This is a genomic window from Serratia sp. BNK-10 (assembly GCF_047456065.1).
Classification (GTDB): domain Bacteria; phylum Pseudomonadota; class Gammaproteobacteria; order Enterobacterales; family Enterobacteriaceae; genus Serratia; species Serratia ureilytica.
On sequence record NZ_CP179894.1, the window covers coordinates 3,775,849 to 3,791,330 of the forward strand.

General features: G+C 61.0%; 21 protein-coding genes. 11 read left to right on the forward strand and 10 right to left on the reverse strand.

Features of this window, described 5'->3' with window-relative positions; all coding sequences use genetic code 11:
* Positions 1-58 precede the first annotated feature (58 nt).
* A complete protein-coding gene (locus tag ACMGG9_RS18220) occupies positions 59-472 on the forward strand; it encodes a DoxX family protein (RefSeq protein ID WP_016929826.1) in 414 nt (137 codons plus the stop codon).
* Positions 473-522: 50 nt separating this feature from the next.
* Here the strand turns inward: ACMGG9_RS18220 and smrA are convergent, their stop codons facing one another.
* On the reverse strand, positions 523-1,095 hold the full coding sequence (gene smrA, locus ACMGG9_RS18225; RefSeq protein ID WP_346406830.1) for a DNA endonuclease SmrA: 573 nt from the start codon (positions 1,093-1,095) through the stop codon (positions 523-525).
* A 184-nt stretch (positions 1,096-1,279) separates the two neighbouring features.
* Between smrA and ACMGG9_RS18230 the strand changes: the two genes are divergently transcribed.
* Both ACMGG9_RS18230 and ACMGG9_RS18235 read left to right on the forward strand, forming a co-directional pair.
* On the forward strand, positions 1,280-1,615 hold the full coding sequence (locus tag ACMGG9_RS18230; protein ID WP_033644141.1) for an MbeD/MobD family mobilization/exclusion protein: 336 nt from the start codon (positions 1,280-1,282) through the stop codon (positions 1,613-1,615).
* A 67-nt stretch (positions 1,616-1,682) separates the two neighbouring features.
* Positions 1,683-2,129, forward strand: a complete 447-nt coding sequence (locus ACMGG9_RS18235; RefSeq protein WP_033644142.1) for a DUF1198 family protein — start codon at positions 1,683-1,685, stop codon at positions 2,127-2,129.
* 25 nt (positions 2,130-2,154) lie between these two features.
* Here ACMGG9_RS18235 and ACMGG9_RS18240 read toward each other — a convergent pair whose 3' ends face one another.
* The 3 genes from ACMGG9_RS18240 to ACMGG9_RS18250 form a co-directional block, all read right to left on the reverse strand.
* On the reverse strand, positions 2,155-2,493 hold the full coding sequence (locus ACMGG9_RS18240; protein WP_042785237.1) for a DUF2002 family protein: 339 nt from the start codon (positions 2,491-2,493) through the stop codon (positions 2,155-2,157).
* A 102-nt stretch (positions 2,494-2,595) separates the two neighbouring features.
* On the reverse strand, positions 2,596-3,768 hold the full coding sequence (locus tag ACMGG9_RS18245; protein WP_197760265.1) for an MFS transporter: 1,173 nt from the start codon (positions 3,766-3,768) through the stop codon (positions 2,596-2,598).
* Between the two features lie 98 nt (positions 3,769-3,866).
* A complete protein-coding gene (locus ACMGG9_RS18250; protein ID WP_414161611.1) occupies positions 3,867-4,763 on the reverse strand; it encodes a LysR substrate-binding domain-containing protein in 897 nt (298 codons plus the stop codon).
* Between the two features lie 105 nt (positions 4,764-4,868).
* Between ACMGG9_RS18250 and ACMGG9_RS18255 the strand changes: the two genes are divergently transcribed.
* On the forward strand, positions 4,869-6,251 hold the full coding sequence (locus ACMGG9_RS18255) for an MFS transporter (RefSeq protein WP_414161612.1): 1,383 nt from the start codon (positions 4,869-4,871) through the stop codon (positions 6,249-6,251).
* Positions 6,248-6,628, forward strand: a complete 381-nt coding sequence (locus ACMGG9_RS18260; RefSeq protein ID WP_004928958.1) for a DUF4440 domain-containing protein — start codon at positions 6,248-6,250, stop codon at positions 6,626-6,628. Before ACMGG9_RS18255 ends, ACMGG9_RS18260 begins: the two co-directional genes overlap by 4 nt.
* 196 nt (positions 6,629-6,824) lie before the next feature.
* Here the strand turns inward: ACMGG9_RS18260 and asr are convergent, their stop codons facing one another.
* Positions 6,825-7,175 (reverse strand): acid resistance repetitive basic protein Asr, encoded by a 351-nt coding sequence (gene asr, locus ACMGG9_RS18265; RefSeq protein ID WP_004928953.1) that lies wholly within the window; start codon positions 7,173-7,175, stop codon positions 6,825-6,827.
* Positions 7,176-7,404: 229 nt separating this feature from the next.
* On the opposite strand from asr, the gene ACMGG9_RS18270 reads away from it, so the two are divergent.
* Entirely contained in the window at positions 7,405-7,713 is a 309-nt protein-coding gene (locus ACMGG9_RS18270; protein ID WP_004928950.1) for a DUF883 family protein, read from the forward strand.
* A 67-nt stretch (positions 7,714-7,780) separates the two neighbouring features.
* Here ACMGG9_RS18270 and ACMGG9_RS18275 read toward each other — a convergent pair whose 3' ends face one another.
* Positions 7,781-9,205, reverse strand: coding sequence for a PLP-dependent aminotransferase family protein (locus ACMGG9_RS18275; protein ID WP_414161613.1), 1,425 nt, complete (start codon positions 9,203-9,205; stop codon positions 7,781-7,783).
* A 95-nt stretch (positions 9,206-9,300) separates the two neighbouring features.
* Here ACMGG9_RS18275 and ACMGG9_RS18280 point away from each other — a divergent pair, with 95 nt between their 5' ends.
* The 5 genes from ACMGG9_RS18280 (at position 9,301) to nrdF (ending at position 13,755) form a co-directional block, all read left to right on the forward strand.
* On the forward strand, positions 9,301-9,732 hold the full coding sequence (locus tag ACMGG9_RS18280; RefSeq protein ID WP_015378864.1) for a carboxymuconolactone decarboxylase family protein: 432 nt from the start codon (positions 9,301-9,303) through the stop codon (positions 9,730-9,732).
* Positions 9,733-10,004: 272 nt separating this feature from the next.
* Entirely contained in the window at positions 10,005-10,235 is a 231-nt protein-coding gene (gene nrdH, locus ACMGG9_RS18285; protein ID WP_414161614.1) for a glutaredoxin-like protein NrdH, read from the forward strand.
* Between the two features lie 9 nt (positions 10,236-10,244).
* Positions 10,245-10,649 carry a class Ib ribonucleoside-diphosphate reductase assembly flavoprotein NrdI gene (gene nrdI / locus ACMGG9_RS18290; protein WP_004928930.1) on the forward strand — a complete coding sequence of 135 codons (405 nt, stop codon included), beginning with the start codon at positions 10,245-10,247 and terminating at the stop codon, positions 10,647-10,649.
* The gene (gene nrdE, locus ACMGG9_RS18295; RefSeq protein WP_213588031.1) at positions 10,631-12,775 is read left to right on the forward strand and encodes a class 1b ribonucleoside-diphosphate reductase subunit alpha; all 2,145 of its coding nucleotides are present in this window, start codon (positions 10,631-10,633) and stop codon (positions 12,773-12,775) included. Before nrdI ends, nrdE begins: the two co-directional genes overlap by 19 nt.
* Positions 12,776-12,783: 8 nt before the next feature.
* Positions 12,784-13,755: a class 1b ribonucleoside-diphosphate reductase subunit beta gene (nrdF, locus tag ACMGG9_RS18300; protein ID WP_414161615.1), complete on the forward strand. Its 972-nt coding sequence runs from the start codon at positions 12,784-12,786 to the stop codon at positions 13,753-13,755.
* 43 nt (positions 13,756-13,798) lie between these two features.
* On the opposite strand, the gene ACMGG9_RS18305 is transcribed toward nrdF, so the two are convergent.
* From ACMGG9_RS18305 to ACMGG9_RS18320, 4 genes are all read right to left on the reverse strand, one after another.
* Positions 13,799-14,086 carry a type II toxin-antitoxin system RelE/ParE family toxin gene (locus ACMGG9_RS18305; RefSeq protein WP_033639548.1) on the reverse strand — a complete coding sequence of 96 codons (288 nt, stop codon included), beginning with the start codon at positions 14,084-14,086 and terminating at the stop codon, positions 13,799-13,801.
* Positions 14,086-14,373, reverse strand: coding sequence for a CopG family ribbon-helix-helix protein (locus tag ACMGG9_RS18310; protein ID WP_033639547.1), 288 nt, complete (start codon positions 14,371-14,373; stop codon positions 14,086-14,088). Before ACMGG9_RS18310 ends, ACMGG9_RS18305 begins: the two co-directional genes overlap by 1 nt.
* 77 nt (positions 14,374-14,450) lie before the next feature.
* On the reverse strand, positions 14,451-14,645 hold the full coding sequence (locus tag ACMGG9_RS18315) for a DUF1289 domain-containing protein (RefSeq protein ID WP_213588030.1): 195 nt from the start codon (positions 14,643-14,645) through the stop codon (positions 14,451-14,453).
* A gap of 64 nt (positions 14,646-14,709) precedes the next feature.
* On the reverse strand, positions 14,710-15,450 hold the full coding sequence (locus tag ACMGG9_RS18320) for an SDR family oxidoreductase (protein WP_047025555.1): 741 nt from the start codon (positions 15,448-15,450) through the stop codon (positions 14,710-14,712).
* Between the last annotated feature and the right edge of the window lie 32 nt (positions 15,451-15,482).

Here is a 15,482-nt window from a genome sequence, read left to right on the forward strand (position 1 = left end):
TGTTCTAATCTTTATTCAGCAAGACAACATAATTCCGACAGTGGCTAAGGAGTTCGAAATGGGTGATAGCTCAAAAGACGGCGTAATTCTGCTGTCCCGCATTCTACTGATGGTTCTGTTTATCATTTTCGGCTGGATGAAACTGGTCAACTTCGGTGCGACCGTCACTGCGATGGAAGGCTATGGCACGCCGATGCCTTATTTGGCGGCGATTGTCGCCGTGGTGGTGGAGTTTATTTTCGGCATCGCGCTTATTCTCGGCCTGTTTACTCGCCCTATCGCGGTCATTTTTGCCCTGTATGTGTTGGGCACCGCGTTTATCGGCCATCCGTTCTGGAAAATGACCGGCATGGAAATGATGGGCAACGAAATCAACTTCTTTAAAAACATCAGCATCATTGGCGGTTTGCTGCTGCTGGCGGTGACCGGCGCCGGCCGTTATTCGCTGGATTATAAAATATTTAATAAATAATTCATCGATGGCCGGCGATATGCGCCGGCCATTTTATTTCGGCTATCCTTTCACCGGCTGCGCTTGGCGTGGCGCTCAAAGTTTTCCGCCCTGGCCTGCGCCGATTTACGCAGCGTGACATAGCAGGCGCCCTCGCCGCCGTCGCGCGGTAAGGCGCGGCAAAACGCCTGCACCTGTTCAAACTGCGCCAGCCATTTGGCGACGTAACTGCGTACGATATTCGGATGGCTGTCGTTCTGCCGCCCGCGGCCGTGCACGATAAGCAGCGAACGCAGGTTTTGCGCCTCCGCCTGCATAATGAAGCGGAACAGCGCCTGCCGGCTGGCTTCAACCGGCTGACGCAGCAAATTCAGCGACGCCTGCGGCGGGTAACGCCCGTTGCGCAGCTTGTCCAGCACGCCCTGCTGAATGCCTTCCCCTTTGAACTCCAGCGGCCGATCGCAGGGGATCACCTCGAGGAAATCGGTGCTGAGGAAGTTTTCCTGCATCAGCCGCTGCGCTTCGCGCCGCGCGCTTTTGTCCACCGCCTCCTGCGGCTTGAGGTACAGCGTCTGGCGCCTGCTCGCCAGCGGCACCACGTCTGCCATCGCCTGTTCAAAAAAGTCTTTTTCCTGCTCGCTCATGTTCCACCTCTCTTGAACGGCAGCCTTTACGGCCGGGGATGGGGACGATTGTAAGACGCCTTGGCGCGGTTGCAAGCCGGGAATTGTCAGCGGCATTTGTCTCAATTGTCGTCAACGGGTGAGCTTGCGAGCAGTTTTCGCTATACTGCTAAGCCATCATTGAGTGCCGCAAAGGATCGAGCCCATGACAATGCGCGAGCTGGAAATCCAGTTTCAAAATGCGATGAATGAGTTGCAGAGCAGCTTCGAACGGCAACACCGCGAATGGCAGCGGAGCTACCAGGCGCTGCAGCAACTGCTGGAAGAAGCCAAACAGCGCGAAGCCGCGCTGCGGGCGCAGAATGAACAACTGGCGCGCAAACTGAGCACCGCCAGTTCGGTGCCGGAGCAGCATGCGCTGGTCAAGCAGATCAAAATGCTCGGCGCCCATCTGGACGCGCTGGCCAAAGACGCGGCCACCTTCAATCACCACCTGCGCCAACAGAGCGCGGTCGGTAATTTCAGCGGCGAACAGCATTGATAGCGGGCGCTGTCGCACAGCGCCTCCTGCCCCTCTTCTGGCGAACTGAGAGTGTAATAAAGCCTAAATGACCTGGATCATCCTCGCCGCCCTGATCGTCGTATTCATCATCGGTTACCGCATTTTGACGTCCGACACCCGTAAAGCCATCGATTCGCTGGCCCATCTGCTGAGGGTCAAACCGATGCTGATCGAATCGATGATCCAGGAAATGGGCGGCCGCCAAAGCCAGACCTTTATCCGCATGCTGAACAACGGCTATACCGAAGAGATGCACCAGGCCGCTTACCTGCTGTTCATCTACCTGACGTTCATCAAACAGGCGGACGACGAGCAGATTGGCCATTGGCGCGACGTGCTGCTGCGCGCCGGGCTGTCGCCGGAGCTGCACGCCGAGCACACCGAAGCGGCGCTGTTTTACTTCGCCGAGTTGGATATCGATGCGTTTGAACTGGCGCAGTTCCGCCGCGCCTACAACGAGCGTTTCAACCGCGAAGCGTTGGCCCACGGCTGATAGCGTCCCCCTGGCGGGGGACCGTTTACAGGAACATGCTGTAGAGGTAACGCGACAGCGCTTCGCGCGAGCTGAAGCCGTGTGCGATGCCGTAACGCTGATTCGGCGCGTCGCTGCTTAAATCCAGGGGAAATTCCAGATATTGCTCGCTGGTGCGCACCGGCGAGGTCGGCGTGGCGAAATGCACGCTTCTCTCTTTCAGCGCCGGGTGGATCACCAACGCGGTTCTGCCCATCCGCGCTTCGCGATTCACATACACGTAGTGTGCACCCTTGCGGTAACCATAGGCCTGATCGGTGACATAATCACGCTCAAAGCCGGTATTCTCCAACACTTTAGCCACTTCATCCGGCCGTAAATACATCGATTCCTCCTCTCATTCTGGACCGCTGAGCGACCTTACCGTAATCATTCACCGAAACAATGATTTTCTGGGGAGGAATCCGGGTTTCGGACTATTCCTGAATCAGGCCCGGCTGCGCTGCAGCAGGCGCAGAGTGAGCAACACCCCGAGCGCCACCAGCAGCGCCGCCGCCAGATAAATCGACGGCACGCCCGCCTGCCCGATCAGCAGCCCGGCCAGCGGGCCGGTGATGCCCAACGCCAGGTCGAGGAACGCCGAATAGGTACCGAGCGCCGTGCCCTGATTCTGCGGCGGCACCTGTTTCACCGCCTCAACGCCCAGCGCCGGGAACACCAGCGAAAAACCGGCGCCGGCCAGCAATGCGCCGGTTTGCACCATCCAGGGCTCGCCGGCCTGCCAAATCAACAGCAGCCCGACGATCTCAACCAGAAACGACGCCAGCGTCACCTTCAACCCGCCGTGGCGGTTGATGACATTGCTGAAGATCAGGCGAATGCCGACGAAGGCGCAGCTGAACAGCGTCAGCGAAAACGCCGCGCCGCTCCAGCCTTTGTCGGCGTAGTAAAGGGTGATGAACGTGGCGATCACGCCGAAGCCGACGGTGCCCATCGCCAGCCCGAGACCATAGGCCCAAATGCGGCCGAACACCGCGCGAAAGGCGATGCGTTGCCCGGCGGCGATCGAGACGTCCGGCTTGCCGCTCGCCAACAGCAGCGCCACCGCGACCGCCAGCACGATCAGCGCCGCCACCCCGGCCAAGCCCCACTGCTGATTCAGATACACGCCGAGCGGCGCGCCGGCCGCCATTGCGCCGTAGGTGGCGACGCCGTTCCAGGAGATCACCCGCGCGGTGTGCATCGCTCCAACCCGGCCGATGCCCCACAGCGTGGAACCGGTGCTGGCGAAGCTTTCGCCGACGCCGAGAAACACCCGCCCCACGCACAGCAGCAGCAGGCTGAGCCACGGCCAGCCGTCAACGCCGAACGCCAGCGCGTAAAACAGGCCGCTGGCGCCGCAGCAGGCCAGGCCGAACAGCACCACCTTCTTCGGCCCCAACTGATCGGCGTAACGCCCGGCGTGCGGGCGGCTGAACAGCGTGGCGAAGTACTGCGCGCTGATGATAAGGCCCGCCAGCACCGAGTTGTAGCCCAGGTGGTCATGCACAAACCCCGGCAACACCGCCAGCGGCAGGCCGATGGTCAGGTAGCAGACGAAGGTGAACATCACCACGGACAGAATGCGTCGGTTCAGTTGGCGGTTATTTTCTGCGGTCATCGAAGGCGGCTCGCATCGGACGGGGTAGATGAAGCCCTCCAGCATACCCCGACGAGATTTGATGATAAATGAGAGAGTGATAACGAATTATTATTTCGCTAACGGTTTGCCGCCACCCGCGCACGCAGAAAATCGATAAACGCCCGCACCTTCTCCGGCACGTGGCGGGTGTTCGGGTAGAGCGCATAGATACTCTGCTCGGGGAAACGGTGATCCGGCAGCAACCGTTGCAGCCTGCCGGCGTCGATGTCGGGTTGCGCCAGCCACGCCGGCAGCAGCGCCACCCCGGCGCCATGCAGGGCGAACGCCAGCAATGCGGCGGCGCTGTCGCCGGTGAGCGTCGCCGCATCCGCGACCTTGAACAGCACCGCGTCGCGCTGCGGCGTGACCACCTGCCAGCTGAGGGGCGAACTGAGCCGGCTGTGGGCGATCCACTGCGCCTGCGCCAGATCCGTCAGCGAATGAATCGGCCGCTCGGCCAGATAATTCGGCGCCGCCACCGGAAAGATGGCGAAGCTGTCGATCAACGCCGCGCGGTGGCTGGAATCCGCCAGCTGGCCCAGGCGGATCGCCACGTCGAAGCGCTCAGAGATCAGATCGGCATGATAAGAGGAAGACACATGCTGGATGCGCAGGCGCGGATGCTGCCGCGAAAACGCCGCCAGCGCCGGCACCACGACCTGCACGCCATACTCAGGCGTGCTGGTGATGCGCAGCACGCCGCTCAGCCCGTGATGATCGCGTCGCACGTCGTCGAGCACGTTCTCGGCCTCCTGCAACAGCTGCAGGCTGCGCTGGTAGAAGCGTTCGCCGGCATCGGTCAGCGACAATCGGCGGGTGCTGCGCGCCAGCAGTGACACCCCCAGCTCATTCTCCAGCTGCTTGACGTTAAAGCTCACCACCGCCTTGGTTTGCCCCAGCGCCGCCGCCGCCGCGGTAAAGCTGCCCGCTTCCACCACCGCCGCGAAGATCGCCAGACGCTGCAAATTCAGCATATCGCCGCCCTTATTGTCAAAATCATTTTGACAGTGTAATCGCCCGCCGCCGATTTATCCGCACTTTTCCCCCCGATACACTGCTCGCCTTCAACCGGAGGCACCATGTCTTATCGCAGCAAAGTGGCAATCGTCTATCTGCTCGGCTTTTTCGTCGATCTGATCAATATGTTTATCGCCAACGTCGCCTACCCCGCCATCGGCCAGGCGATGGCGGCGTCGGTCAGCCAGCTGGCGTGGGTCAGCAACGGCTATATTCTCGGCCTGACGCTGGTGATCCCGCTCAGCGCCTGGCTGGCGCAGCGCATCGGCGGGCGGCGGGTGTTTCTGCTCTCGCTGGCGCTGTTCATGCTGGCCACCCTCGGCGCGGGCAACGCCGACAGCATCGGCGCGCTGATCGGCTGGCGCACCCTGCAGGGCATGGGCGGCGGTTTGCTGATCCCCATCGGCCAGACCCTGACCTATCAGCTGTACCGCAGCCATGAACGCGCCGGGCTGTCGGCCGCCATCATGTTGGTGGGGCTGCTGGCGCCGGCGCTGTCACCGGCGCTGGGCGGCTGGCTCGTCGATCGGTTGGACTGGCGCTGGGTGTTTTTCGCCAACCTGCCGCTGGCGGCCCTGGCCCTGGCGCTGGCGGCGCTGTGGCTACGTGCGGAAACGCCGACGGCGGCGTGCAAACCGCTCGACGCGACAGGATTACTGAGCGCCTGCGCGGCGCTGACGCTGCTGCTGCTCGGCCTGACCCGGCTGAGCGAAGCCGGTCATCAGGTTTCCGGCGCGGCGCTGCTGGCCGCCGGGCTGCTGGTGCTGGCCTATTATCTGCGCCATAGCCTGCGCACCCCGCAGCCGCTGCTGAACCTGCGGCTGGTCGTCGATCCGCTGCTGCGCAACGCCATGGCGGTTTATTTGTGCATTCCCGGCCTGTTCATCGGCGTCAGCCTGGTGGCGATGCTGTATTTGCAAAACCAGTTGGGGATGCCCGCCGCGCAGGTCGGCGGCCTGATGCTGCCCTGGGCGCTGGCGTCGTTCCTGGCCATCACGTTGACCGGCAAAAGCTTTAATCGCCTCGGCCCGCGGCCGCTGCTGATCGCCGGCTGCCTGTTGCAAGGCGCCGGCATGCTGACACTGGCGCAGATCGATCAGGTCGGGCAGCACGCGTTGCAGATCGCCGCCTTCGCCCTGATGGGGTTCGGCGGCAGTCTGTGCAGCAGCACCGCGCAGAGCAGCGCGTTTCTGCAGATCCCCGACGGCCAATTGGCGGACGCCAGCGCACTGTGGAATATCAACCGCCAGCTCAGTTTTTGCCTTGGCGTGGCGCTGCTCAGCCTGCTGCTGAATCTGCTGCTGGCCGTGTTACCGCCCGCGGCGGCTTACCGAACCTGCTTCATTCTGGCGGGCGCCAGCGCACTTATCCCGCTGTTGCTGTGTCTGCGCCTCGCCAACCGCGCCATCGTGCGCCAACTCAACGCTCAACAGGATGCTTTATGAACCCGTATTTTACCGAAGTGATCGACGCCCACATCGCCATTGAACGCTGGCTGGGCAAAGGCGCCGGAGAGGAGCAGGCGCTGCTGGCGCGCTTTACGCCGGATTTCAGCATGATCGCGCTGAACGGCGCCCCGCTGGATTTCACCGCGCTGTGCGCTTTTTTCCGCGCGCATCGCGCCGCCAAACCGGGACTGGAAATCGAGATAGAAGAGATGAAGCTGGTGGCCGAATGGCCGACGGGCGCGGTAGTCAGCTACCGGGAAAAACAGAGTCTGCCGGGGCAAAGCGCCACGCTGCGCTACTCCACGGTGGTGTTTGAACGCCTGCCCGACGCGCTCGGCTGGCGGCATTTGCACGAAACCGCCGCGGCGCAATAATTACAGGAAGCTGCCGGCCAGAAACAGTTCCCAACCGACGATCACCCCGCACAGGGTTACCGCGCTGAAAATGACTTCGAACAGATAGCGATGGATCATCGTGAGTAGCCTCAAAAGAAGACACCCGGAAAGACCGGGTGTCTGGAATACGGGCTGTAGAGTGCGGAACCTTGTCGGTTCCGCAAACATCACTTAATTAAGCTTTTTTACCGGCTTTTTTGTGGTGTTTTTTAGCGGCCTGAGCTTTCTGCACTGGCGCTTTTTTGTGGTGTTTTTTAGCAGCCTGGGCTTTCTGAGCTGGCGCTTTTTTGTGGTGCTTTTTAGCGGCCTGAGCTTTCTGGGCTGGCGCTTTTTTGTGGTGCTTGGCTTTCTTGTGGTGCGTTGCTTTAGCTGGCGCTTTTTCAGCAGCAGCCGCTGGCGCAGCGGTAGTGGTGGTCGCAGCTGGCGCGGTGGTGGTAGCCGGAGCAGTAGCTGCAGTATCAGCAGCGAAAGCAACAGAAGACAGACCCATAGTGGCAGCAACGATCAGCGCTAATACTTTTTTCATCTTTAAATCCTCAGAGTGTTGTTTCGGTAAGCTCCGGTGGAGCCGTTGAAACAGATACTAGTGGAATCAAACGGCCGTTTCCGTGAGTGATTGGTTTCGCCGAGTAACCAAATGTACAAAGCCCAGGTGCCGGCAAACACCTGCGTGACGGCGGTTTTTTTCCGTGATCGGCCACACAAATCTCGGCATGGTCTACACTTAAAAGACATGTGTCGAAATGGAGAGCTGAATGTTTAAGAAAGCGGAAAGAACAGAACGCGATATCGATCAGGATGTGACTCTGTTGGCCGATACGCTGGATGAAGTGTTGCGCGAGTCCGGTGACAAGACCAAAGAGGAACTGAAAGAGCTGCACAGCAAGGCGAAAGGCGTGCTGCGCGACGCGCGAGCGCGATTCAACGGCTCCACCAGTCTGACACAGCATGCGCGCGACGCGGTCGATCAAGCCGACAGCTATGTGCGTGACAAACCTTGGCAGGGCGTAGGGATCGGTGCCGCCGTCGGCATCGTGCTCGGCGTGCTGCTTGCCCGGCGTTAACACCCCTGCAGTCATAAAGATAAAACAGATGTGCGTCTGGCCCGCGGAAATCGCGGGCCGTTTAATTTTAGCGAAACAGCTGCGCCAGCCCCTGTACCGCCCGCTCCGCCTCCTCTCGCCGGCTGAAATTGGCGAACCCCAGCAGTAACCCTTGCCCCGCCGGATGGTCGATTCGCCAGTCAGACAACGCCTGCACCGCCAGCCCCTGCTGCCAGGCTTGCGCCGCCAACGGCGCATCCGCCAAGCCGTCGCGCAGCCGGGCCAACAGCTGAATGCCGCCCTGTTGCGGCACCGTCGTCAGCCACGCCCCCAGCTGCCGCTCCAACGCCTGCGTCAACCACTCGCGCCGCTGGCGGTACAACGGCCGCATGCGTTTCAGGTGGCGGTAGAAATGCCCTTGCCGGATAAAATCCGCCACGCCGGCCTGCAGCAGCGGCGGGCAGCCGCAGCCACGTAGTCGGCTGCTACGCTCAAAGGCCTCCGTCAGGCCGGCGGGCACCACCAGGTAAGCCATGCGCAGCGCCGGGAACAGCGTTTTGCTGAAGGTGCCGGCGTACAGCACCCGCCCCTGAACATCGAGGCTTTTCAGCGGCGGCAATGGCCGCCCGTGATAGCGAAACTCGCTGTCGTAGTCATCTTCCAGGATCCAGGCCCTGCGCTGCTGCGCCCAGTCGAGCAGCGCCATGCGCCGCGCCAGGTTGAGCGTGACGCCGAGCGGGCTTTGATGGGTCGGCGTCACCACCGCCAGCCGCGCCTCAGGCGCCGTCAGCATACCGGCGGCCACGTCCATGCCTTGTTCATCCACCGGCACGGCGATCGGCCTGACGCCGGCGGCCCGCAGCAGCGGGCGCGTGACCGGATAGCCGGGATCTTCGATCCATACCGCGTCGCCGGCGTGCAACAGCGTCTCCACCACCCAGTCCAACAGCGCCGGATAACCGGCGCAGAGGAAAACCTGCTCCGGCCTGCAGCTGATGCCGCGCGACAAATGCAGATAATGGGCGATCGCCTCACGCAGCTCAGGCAGGCCGCCGGCCGGCGGCAGCGCCAGGGAAGCCACCGTGGAACCGCGCAGCTGGCGGGCGACAATGCGCTGCCATAACGCCCGGGGAAACGCGTCCAGCGCCGGCACGCCCAGTTGGAAAGGCTGCAGCATGCCCTGCGGCTGCAGCGGATCGGGTGCCATCGCCGCCAGCGGCAGCGCAGCGGATACCCCGCCCGGCGGCACGTGCGGCAGCTGCGGCGAGACATAGGTGCCCGCCTGCCCGCGGCTCTGCAAGAAACCTTCGGCAATAAGTTGCGCGTAGGCGCTTTCCACCGTGGCGCGCGCCACGCCCAGATCGCTCGCCAACCCGCGCACTGAGGGTAATCGGCTGCCCGCCGCCAGGCTGCCCTGGGCGATGGCGTCTTTAATCCGCAGGTAAATCTGCCGGTACAGCGGTTCCGCCAGCCGGTTGTCCAGCCGCAGCGAGGTCAGGAAAGATGGCATCATGGCCCGGTTAAATAATCATTTTATGGCCCTATAGCATAGACCATAAGGCCGCTAAAGTAGCGGCATGATTTCGTTACTACCGATTGAGGTTGACCATGATTAAGCAACGTTTGAATTATGCCGAGCTGGCGCCCGCCCCGTACAAAAATATGGTAAGCGCGCTGATGGCGCTGGAGAAAGGTGCCCTGGACAAGGCGACCATCGAGTTGATGTTTATGCGCGTTTCGCAGATCAACGGCTGCGCCTACTGCCTGGATATGCACGGCAAAGCGCTGCGCGAAAGCGGCTTCAGCCATGCCAAGCTGGATACGCTGGCGGGCTGGCGCGTCAGCCATGAGTTCAGCGAGCGCGAACGCGCCGCGCTGGAATGGGCCGAGTCGGTGACGCTGATCGCCGCCACCGGCGCACCGGACAGCGCTTTCGAGGCGCTGAAGGCGCACTTCAGCGATACCGAGATCGCCGATCTGACCTTCGCCATCAGCATCATGAACGCCTTCAACCGGCTGGCCGTCAGCATGCGCCAGTAATGCGCTCGCCTCCCCCTCTTCACTGAGAGGGGGAATTTCACACCCGCAAAAATTTTTTCCCTCGCCTTTTCCAGCCCCGGCGCGGCCTGCGCCTCCAACCTGACAAAACACCATATATAGCGTGGTTGATAAAACAAATATCAACATATAGTATTTTATCTATCAGCCGCAGGGAGTGTCGTTCGGTTGATAACGCCGTCAGAAACGCCAGGAACGATGCTCCGTTATCTGACTTGTCCGCCTGTCCTTCAGCTTAAAGGTAAATGCGAATCATGAGCATTATTATTTACAGTAAGCCGGACTGTGTCCAGTGCAACGCCACCTATCGCGCATTTGATAAACAGGGGATTGATTATCAGGTGATCGATCTCACCCAGGATCAGCAGGCGCTGAACCACGTTAAATCCTTAGGTTATCAGCAAGTTCCGGTGATTATCGCCGGTGACGAGCACTGGTCCGGGTTCCGGCCGGACAAGATCGGCGCACTGGCGCTCACCTGCTGAGGCCCGCCGATGAATCCGCTGGTCTATTTCTCCAGCAGCTCGGAGAACACCCATCGGTTCGTTGAGAAACTGGGCCTGCCGGCGATCCGCATTCCGATCGCCGGAGCCCGCAGCAAATTGCTGATGGAACAACCCTATATCTTGATCGTGCCCAGCTATGGCGGTGGCAGCGCCGTCGGCGCGGTGCCGATCCAGGTGATCCGCTTTCTCAACGTTCCGCAAAACCGTTCATACCTGCGCGGCGTCATCGCCGCCGGGAACACCAACTTCGGCGCAGCGTACGGCATCGCCGGCGACATCATCGCCAAAAAATGCCAGGTGCCTTTCTTGTACCGCTTCGAGCTGCTCGGCACTACGCAAGACGTTGAAAACGTTAGACAGGGAGTAACCGCATTTTGGCAACGACAGAACTGACCAGGCCCGAGACGGGCGCGCTGGATTACCATTCGCTCAACGCGATGCTCAATCTTTACGATGCGGAAGGCCGGATCCAGTTCGATAAAGATCGGCTGGCGGCGCGGCACTACTTCCTGCAGCACGTCAACCAAAACACCGTGTTCTTCCATAACCTGGAGGAAAAGCTGCGCTATCTGGTGGAAGAAGGCTACTACGAGCCGCAGGTGCTGGCGCAGTACGAATTCCCGTTTATCAAGCAGCTGTTCCAGCAGGCCTACGCCAAAAAATTCCGCTTCGAGACTTTCCTCGGGGCCTTCAAGTACTACACCAGCTATACGCTCAAAACCTTCGACGGCAAGCGCTATCTGGAACGCTACGAAGACCGGGTGTGCATGGTGGCGCTGACGCTGGCGGCGGGCGACACCGCACTGGCGCAGGATCTGGTGGAAGAGATGATTTCGGGCCGCTTCCAGCCGGCCACGCCGACCTTCCTCAACTGCGGCAAACGCCAGCGCGGTGAGCTGGTCTCCTGCTTCCTGCTGCGCATCGAAGACAATATGGAATCGATCGGCCGGGCGGTGAACTCCGCGCTGCAGCTGTCGAAACGCGGCGGCGGCGTGGCCTTCATGCTGAGCAACATTCGCGAGGTGGGCGCGCCGATCAAACGCATCGAGAACCAGTCCTCCGGCGTCATTCCGATCATGAAAATGCTCGAAGACGCCTTCTCCTACGCCAACCAGCTCGGCGCGCGCCAGGGGGCGGGCGCGGTGTATCTCAACGCCCACCACCCGGATATCCTGCGTTTTCTCGACACCAAGCGGGAAAACGCCGACGAGAAGATCCGCATCAAAACGCTGTCGCTGGGGGTGGTGATCCCGGATATCACCTTCGAACTGGCGAAGAACAACGAAGAAATGTACCTGTTCTCGCCCTACGACGTCGAACGGGTGTATGGCACGCCGCTGTCTGAAATCAGCGTCAGTGAAAAATACCGCGAGATGGTGGACGACAAGCGCATCCGCAAGTCGCGCATCAACGCGCGTGAGTTCTTCCAGGTGCTGGCGGAGATCCAGTTCGAATCCGGTTACCCCTACGTGATGTTCGAGGACACGGTCAACCGAGAGAATCCGATCGCCGGGCGCATCAACATGAGCAACCTGTGTTCGGAGATCCTGCAGGTCAACCGCGCCAGTACGTATCACGAAGATCTGGGCTACGATCGCATCGGCAAGGACATCTCCTGCAACCTCGGCTCGCTGAACATCGCCAAAACCATGGACGCGCCGGACTTCGGCAAGGCGATCGAGACCGCGATCCGCGCGCTGACCGCGGTGGCCGACATGAGCGATATCCGCTCGGTGCCGTCGATCGCCGAAGGCAACCGCAGCGCCCGCGCCATCGGTCTGGGCCAGATGAACCTGCACGGTTACCTGGCGCGCGAGCGCATCTTCTACGGCTCGGAAGAAGGCATCGACTTCACCAATCTCTATTTCTATACCGTGGCCTATCACGCCATCCGCGCCTCGAACCGGCTGGCGATCGAACGCGGCGGCGCGTTCGATGGCTTTGAGCACTCGCGCTATGCCAGCGGCGAGTACTTCGACAAATACACCGAACGCGACTGGCTGCCGCAGACTGAGCGGGTGCGCGAGCTGTTCGCCGCCGCCGGCATCGCCATTCCGGGCCGCGATGAGTGGCGCGCGCTGCGCCAGTCGGTGATGATGCACGGGCTGTACAACCAGAACCTGCAGGCGGTGCCGCCGACCGGTTCCATCTCGTACATCAACAACGCCACCTCCAGCATCCATCCGATCGTCTCGCGCATCGAGATCCGCAAGGAAGGCAAGATCGGCCGCGTTTACTATCCGGCGCCGTACATGACCAACGACAACCTGGCGTATTACCAGGATGCCTACGAGATTGGCCCGGAAAAAATCATCGATACCTATGCCGCCGCGACGCAACACGTCGATCAGGGGCTGTCGCTGACGTTGTTCTTCCGCGATACCGCCACCACCCGCGACATCAACCGCGCGCAGATCTACGCCTGGCGCAAAGGCATCAAAACCATTTACTACATCCGCCTGCGCCAGATGGCGCTGGAAGGCACCGAGGTGCAGGGCTGCGTGTCCTGCGCGCTGTGAGGCAACTTATGACGACCGTAACATCGGCGCCGCTGGTACGCGCCATCAACTGGAACATCATCGAAGACGACAAGGATCTGGAGGTGTGGAACCGCCTGACCTCCAACTTCTGGCTGCCGGAGAAGGTGCCGCTGTCCAACGATATCCCCTCCTGGGCCACGCTGACGCCGAAGGAGCAGCAGTTGAGCATTCGGGTGTTCACCGGGCTGACGCTGCTGGACACCATCCAGAACACCGTCGGCGCGCCGGCCCTGATCGCCGATGCGCTGACGCCGCACGAAGAGGCGGTGTACTCCAACATCAGCTTTATGGAGGCGGTGCACGCCCGCTCTTACAGCTCAATCTTCTCTACCCTGTGCCAAACGCCGGACGTGGATGACGCCTATCGCTGGAGCGAGGAAAACCGCGCGCTGCAGAAGAAAGCCGGCATCATTCTGGCGCACTACCGCAGCGACGATCCGCTGCTGAAAAAAGTCGCCAGCGTGTTCCTCGAGTCGTTCCTGTTCTATTCGGGCTTTTACCTGCCGATGTACTGGTCCAGCCGCGCCAAGCTGACCAACACCGCCGATCTGATCCGCCTGATCATTCGCGACGAGGCGGTGCACGGCTACTATATCGGCTATAAATTCCAGAAAGGGCTGGAGAAAGTGGACGCCGCACGGCGCCAACAGGTGAAAAATTTCGCCTTCGATCTGATGCAGGACCTGTACGACAACGAGGTGCGCTACACCGAGGAACTGTACGACGGCGTCGGCTGGACGGAAGACGTGAAGACCTTCCTGCACTACAACGCCAACAAAGCGCTGATGAACCTGGGGTATGAAGCGCTGTTCCCGCCGGCGATGGCGGAGGTCAACCCGGCGATCCTGTCGGCGCTGTCGCCGAACGCCGACGAAAACCACGACTTCTTCTCCGGTTCAGGGTCGTCCTACGTCATCGGCAAGGCGGTCAACACCGAGGATGAGGACTGGGATTTCTGAGGACATGACAGCGATGCCGGTCTTTCAGGCCGGTATCGTGCATTCAATACCCTTGTTCTTTCTGACTGCGGATCGCCAGAACAAACGCCGTATCGATATCAGGAATGTATTTGTAGAGCGCCAAATAACCGCGAGCTTGCTGCCCAATAATCAATTCACGCAGCCCTGCGCCAAGGGACCGTCCGATCAATGGATTATGTTCCAATACCGCAATTGCCTGGATGATTTCCTGAATGCGCCGCCCTGAATCCGCAGCGCCATACTGAGCCAAATGAGCGAGAATACGTTCGATATCATCCCTGACCTCTGGCGCCAACTCGACATTTGCCATCAGCGCCCCAATTTTTTAACCGGAGGTTTGACAGCGGCAGTATCACCCGCTGCGTAATTTTCCAAATAACCGCGCATCTCTTTCCAAGAGACCGTCTCTCCCGTCGCAATTATCTTGGCATAGCGTTTTTCCGCTTCATTCTCAAAGTCGCGGCGCAACTCTTCCTGCTGCGTTTTCTCCGCTATTGCCTGCAAAATAAAGCTGTGAGACGTTACGCCAACCTGCTCGGCGACGGCAGCGACTCGGGCTTTAAGCTCATCTGGAATACGAATGGTCGTCGTCGACATAATCGCTCCTAACGTCGGTCAATCACATGTAGCTCAATTGTGCTACATGCAGTCTGGCAGCGCAATAATGCAGAGGATTATTTCACCGATTGACGCAGCTCTAGCCGCCGCCAGATAGCGCGTTTCTCCGCGTCGGTGGCGGTCGGCCAGGCGGCGATCTCCGCCCGCGTGCGCTGGCATCCGCGGCACTGCTGGGTTTCGTCGTCGATCCGACACAGGCTGACGCAGGGCGACCTGACGCCGGGATAAAACTGCTGATTGTCGCCTGCCATACGCTGCCCTTGATGTGATGAGTTCCGCCACAGGATACCCGATCCTGCGGCGGCGCGTCGTCAATCAGATGATGCCGCCGTTGGCGCGCAGGGTTTGGCCGTTGATCCAGCCGCCGTCGGCCCCCGCGAGGAAGGCCACCGCTGCAGCGATATCGTCCGGCGTGCCCAGGCGCTCCAGCGGCGCCATCTTCGCCAGCCGCTCGATAAGCTCCGGGGTTTTGCCGTCGAGGAACAAACCGGTGGCGGTCGGTCCCGGCGCGACGGCGTTCACCGTGATATTGCGGCCGCGCAGCTCTTTCGCCAGCACGCTGGTCAGCGCTTCGATCGCCGCCTTACTGGCGGCATACATGCCGTACCCCGGCTGCAGCAACCCCACCACGCTGGAGGAGAAGTTGATGATGCGGCCATTGTCGCGCAGGCGCTTCGCCGCCTCGCGCATCGCATTGAAGCTGCCTTTCAGATTGATGTCGAGCAGGCGATCCACGTCTTCGTCACGCATGTCCGCCACCGGCGCCAGCGCGATCACCCCGGCGTTATTGACCAGCACGTCGACGCCGCCAAACGCCTGTTCGGCGCTGTCGAACAGGCGGGCGACCGCAGATGCATCGCTGACGTCGGCTTTGACGCTCAAGGCGCGGCCGCCGCCCTGTTCGATCTTGCGCACCAGCTCATCGGCCGGCGCCGGGTTGCCCGAATAATTGATGATGACGGTGAAGCCATCGGCGGCCAGACGCTCGGCGATGGCCGCGCCGATGCCGCGCGATGCGCCGGTAACGATGGCGACGGGGGGAGTTTTCTGATTCATCGGGAGATCCTTAAAGAAAACGACGAGGGTAA

Excerpts from the sequence above, each read along its gene's own strand:
- ACMGG9_RS18280 (WP_015378864.1), top strand. The coding sequence starts at position 9,301 with ATGATTAAGCAACGTTTGAATTATGCCGAGCTGGCGCCCGCCCCGTAC.
- ACMGG9_RS18240 (WP_042785237.1), bottom strand. The coding sequence starts at position 2,493 with ATGTATTTACGGCCGGATGAAGTGGCTAAAGTGTTGGAGAATACCGGC.
- ACMGG9_RS18255 (WP_414161612.1), top strand. The coding sequence starts at position 4,869 with ATGTCTTATCGCAGCAAAGTGGCAATCGTCTATCTGCTCGGCTTTTTC.
- ACMGG9_RS18310 (WP_033639547.1), bottom strand. The coding sequence starts at position 14,373 with ATGTCGACGACGACCATTCGTATTCCAGATGAGCTTAAAGCCCGAGTC.
- ACMGG9_RS18235 (WP_033644142.1), top strand. The coding sequence starts at position 1,683 with ATGACCTGGATCATCCTCGCCGCCCTGATCGTCGTATTCATCATCGGT.
- ACMGG9_RS18270 (WP_004928950.1), top strand. The coding sequence starts at position 7,405 with ATGTTTAAGAAAGCGGAAAGAACAGAACGCGATATCGATCAGGATGTG.
- ACMGG9_RS18275 (WP_414161613.1), bottom strand. The coding sequence starts at position 9,205 with ATGATGCCATCTTTCCTGACCTCGCTGCGGCTGGACAACCGGCTGGCG.
- ACMGG9_RS18315 (WP_213588030.1), bottom strand. The coding sequence starts at position 14,645 with ATGGCAGGCGACAATCAGCAGTTTTATCCCGGCGTCAGGTCGCCCTGC.
- ACMGG9_RS18245 (WP_197760265.1), bottom strand. The coding sequence starts at position 3,768 with ATGACCGCAGAAAATAACCGCCAACTGAACCGACGCATTCTGTCCGTG.
- ACMGG9_RS18305 (WP_033639548.1), bottom strand. The coding sequence starts at position 14,086 with ATGGCAAATGTCGAGTTGGCGCCAGAGGTCAGGGATGATATCGAACGT.
- ACMGG9_RS18220 (WP_016929826.1), top strand. The coding sequence starts at position 59 with ATGGGTGATAGCTCAAAAGACGGCGTAATTCTGCTGTCCCGCATTCTA.
- ACMGG9_RS18230 (WP_033644141.1), top strand. The coding sequence starts at position 1,280 with ATGACAATGCGCGAGCTGGAAATCCAGTTTCAAAATGCGATGAATGAG.
- asr (WP_004928953.1), bottom strand. The coding sequence starts at position 7,175 with ATGAAAAAAGTATTAGCGCTGATCGTTGCTGCCACTATGGGTCTGTCT.
- nrdF (WP_414161615.1), top strand. The coding sequence starts at position 12,784 with ATGACGACCGTAACATCGGCGCCGCTGGTACGCGCCATCAACTGGAAC.
- smrA (WP_346406830.1), bottom strand. The coding sequence starts at position 1,095 with ATGAGCGAGCAGGAAAAAGACTTTTTTGAACAGGCGATGGCAGACGTG.
- ACMGG9_RS18260 (WP_004928958.1), top strand. The coding sequence starts at position 6,248 with ATGAACCCGTATTTTACCGAAGTGATCGACGCCCACATCGCCATTGAA.
- nrdI (WP_004928930.1), top strand. The coding sequence starts at position 10,245 with ATGAATCCGCTGGTCTATTTCTCCAGCAGCTCGGAGAACACCCATCGG.
- ACMGG9_RS18320 (WP_047025555.1), bottom strand. The coding sequence starts at position 15,450 with ATGAATCAGAAAACTCCCCCCGTCGCCATCGTTACCGGCGCATCGCGC.
- ACMGG9_RS18250 (WP_414161611.1), bottom strand. The coding sequence starts at position 4,763 with ATGCTGAATTTGCAGCGTCTGGCGATCTTCGCGGCGGTGGTGGAAGCG.
- nrdH (WP_414161614.1), top strand. The coding sequence starts at position 10,005 with ATGAGCATTATTATTTACAGTAAGCCGGACTGTGTCCAGTGCAACGCC.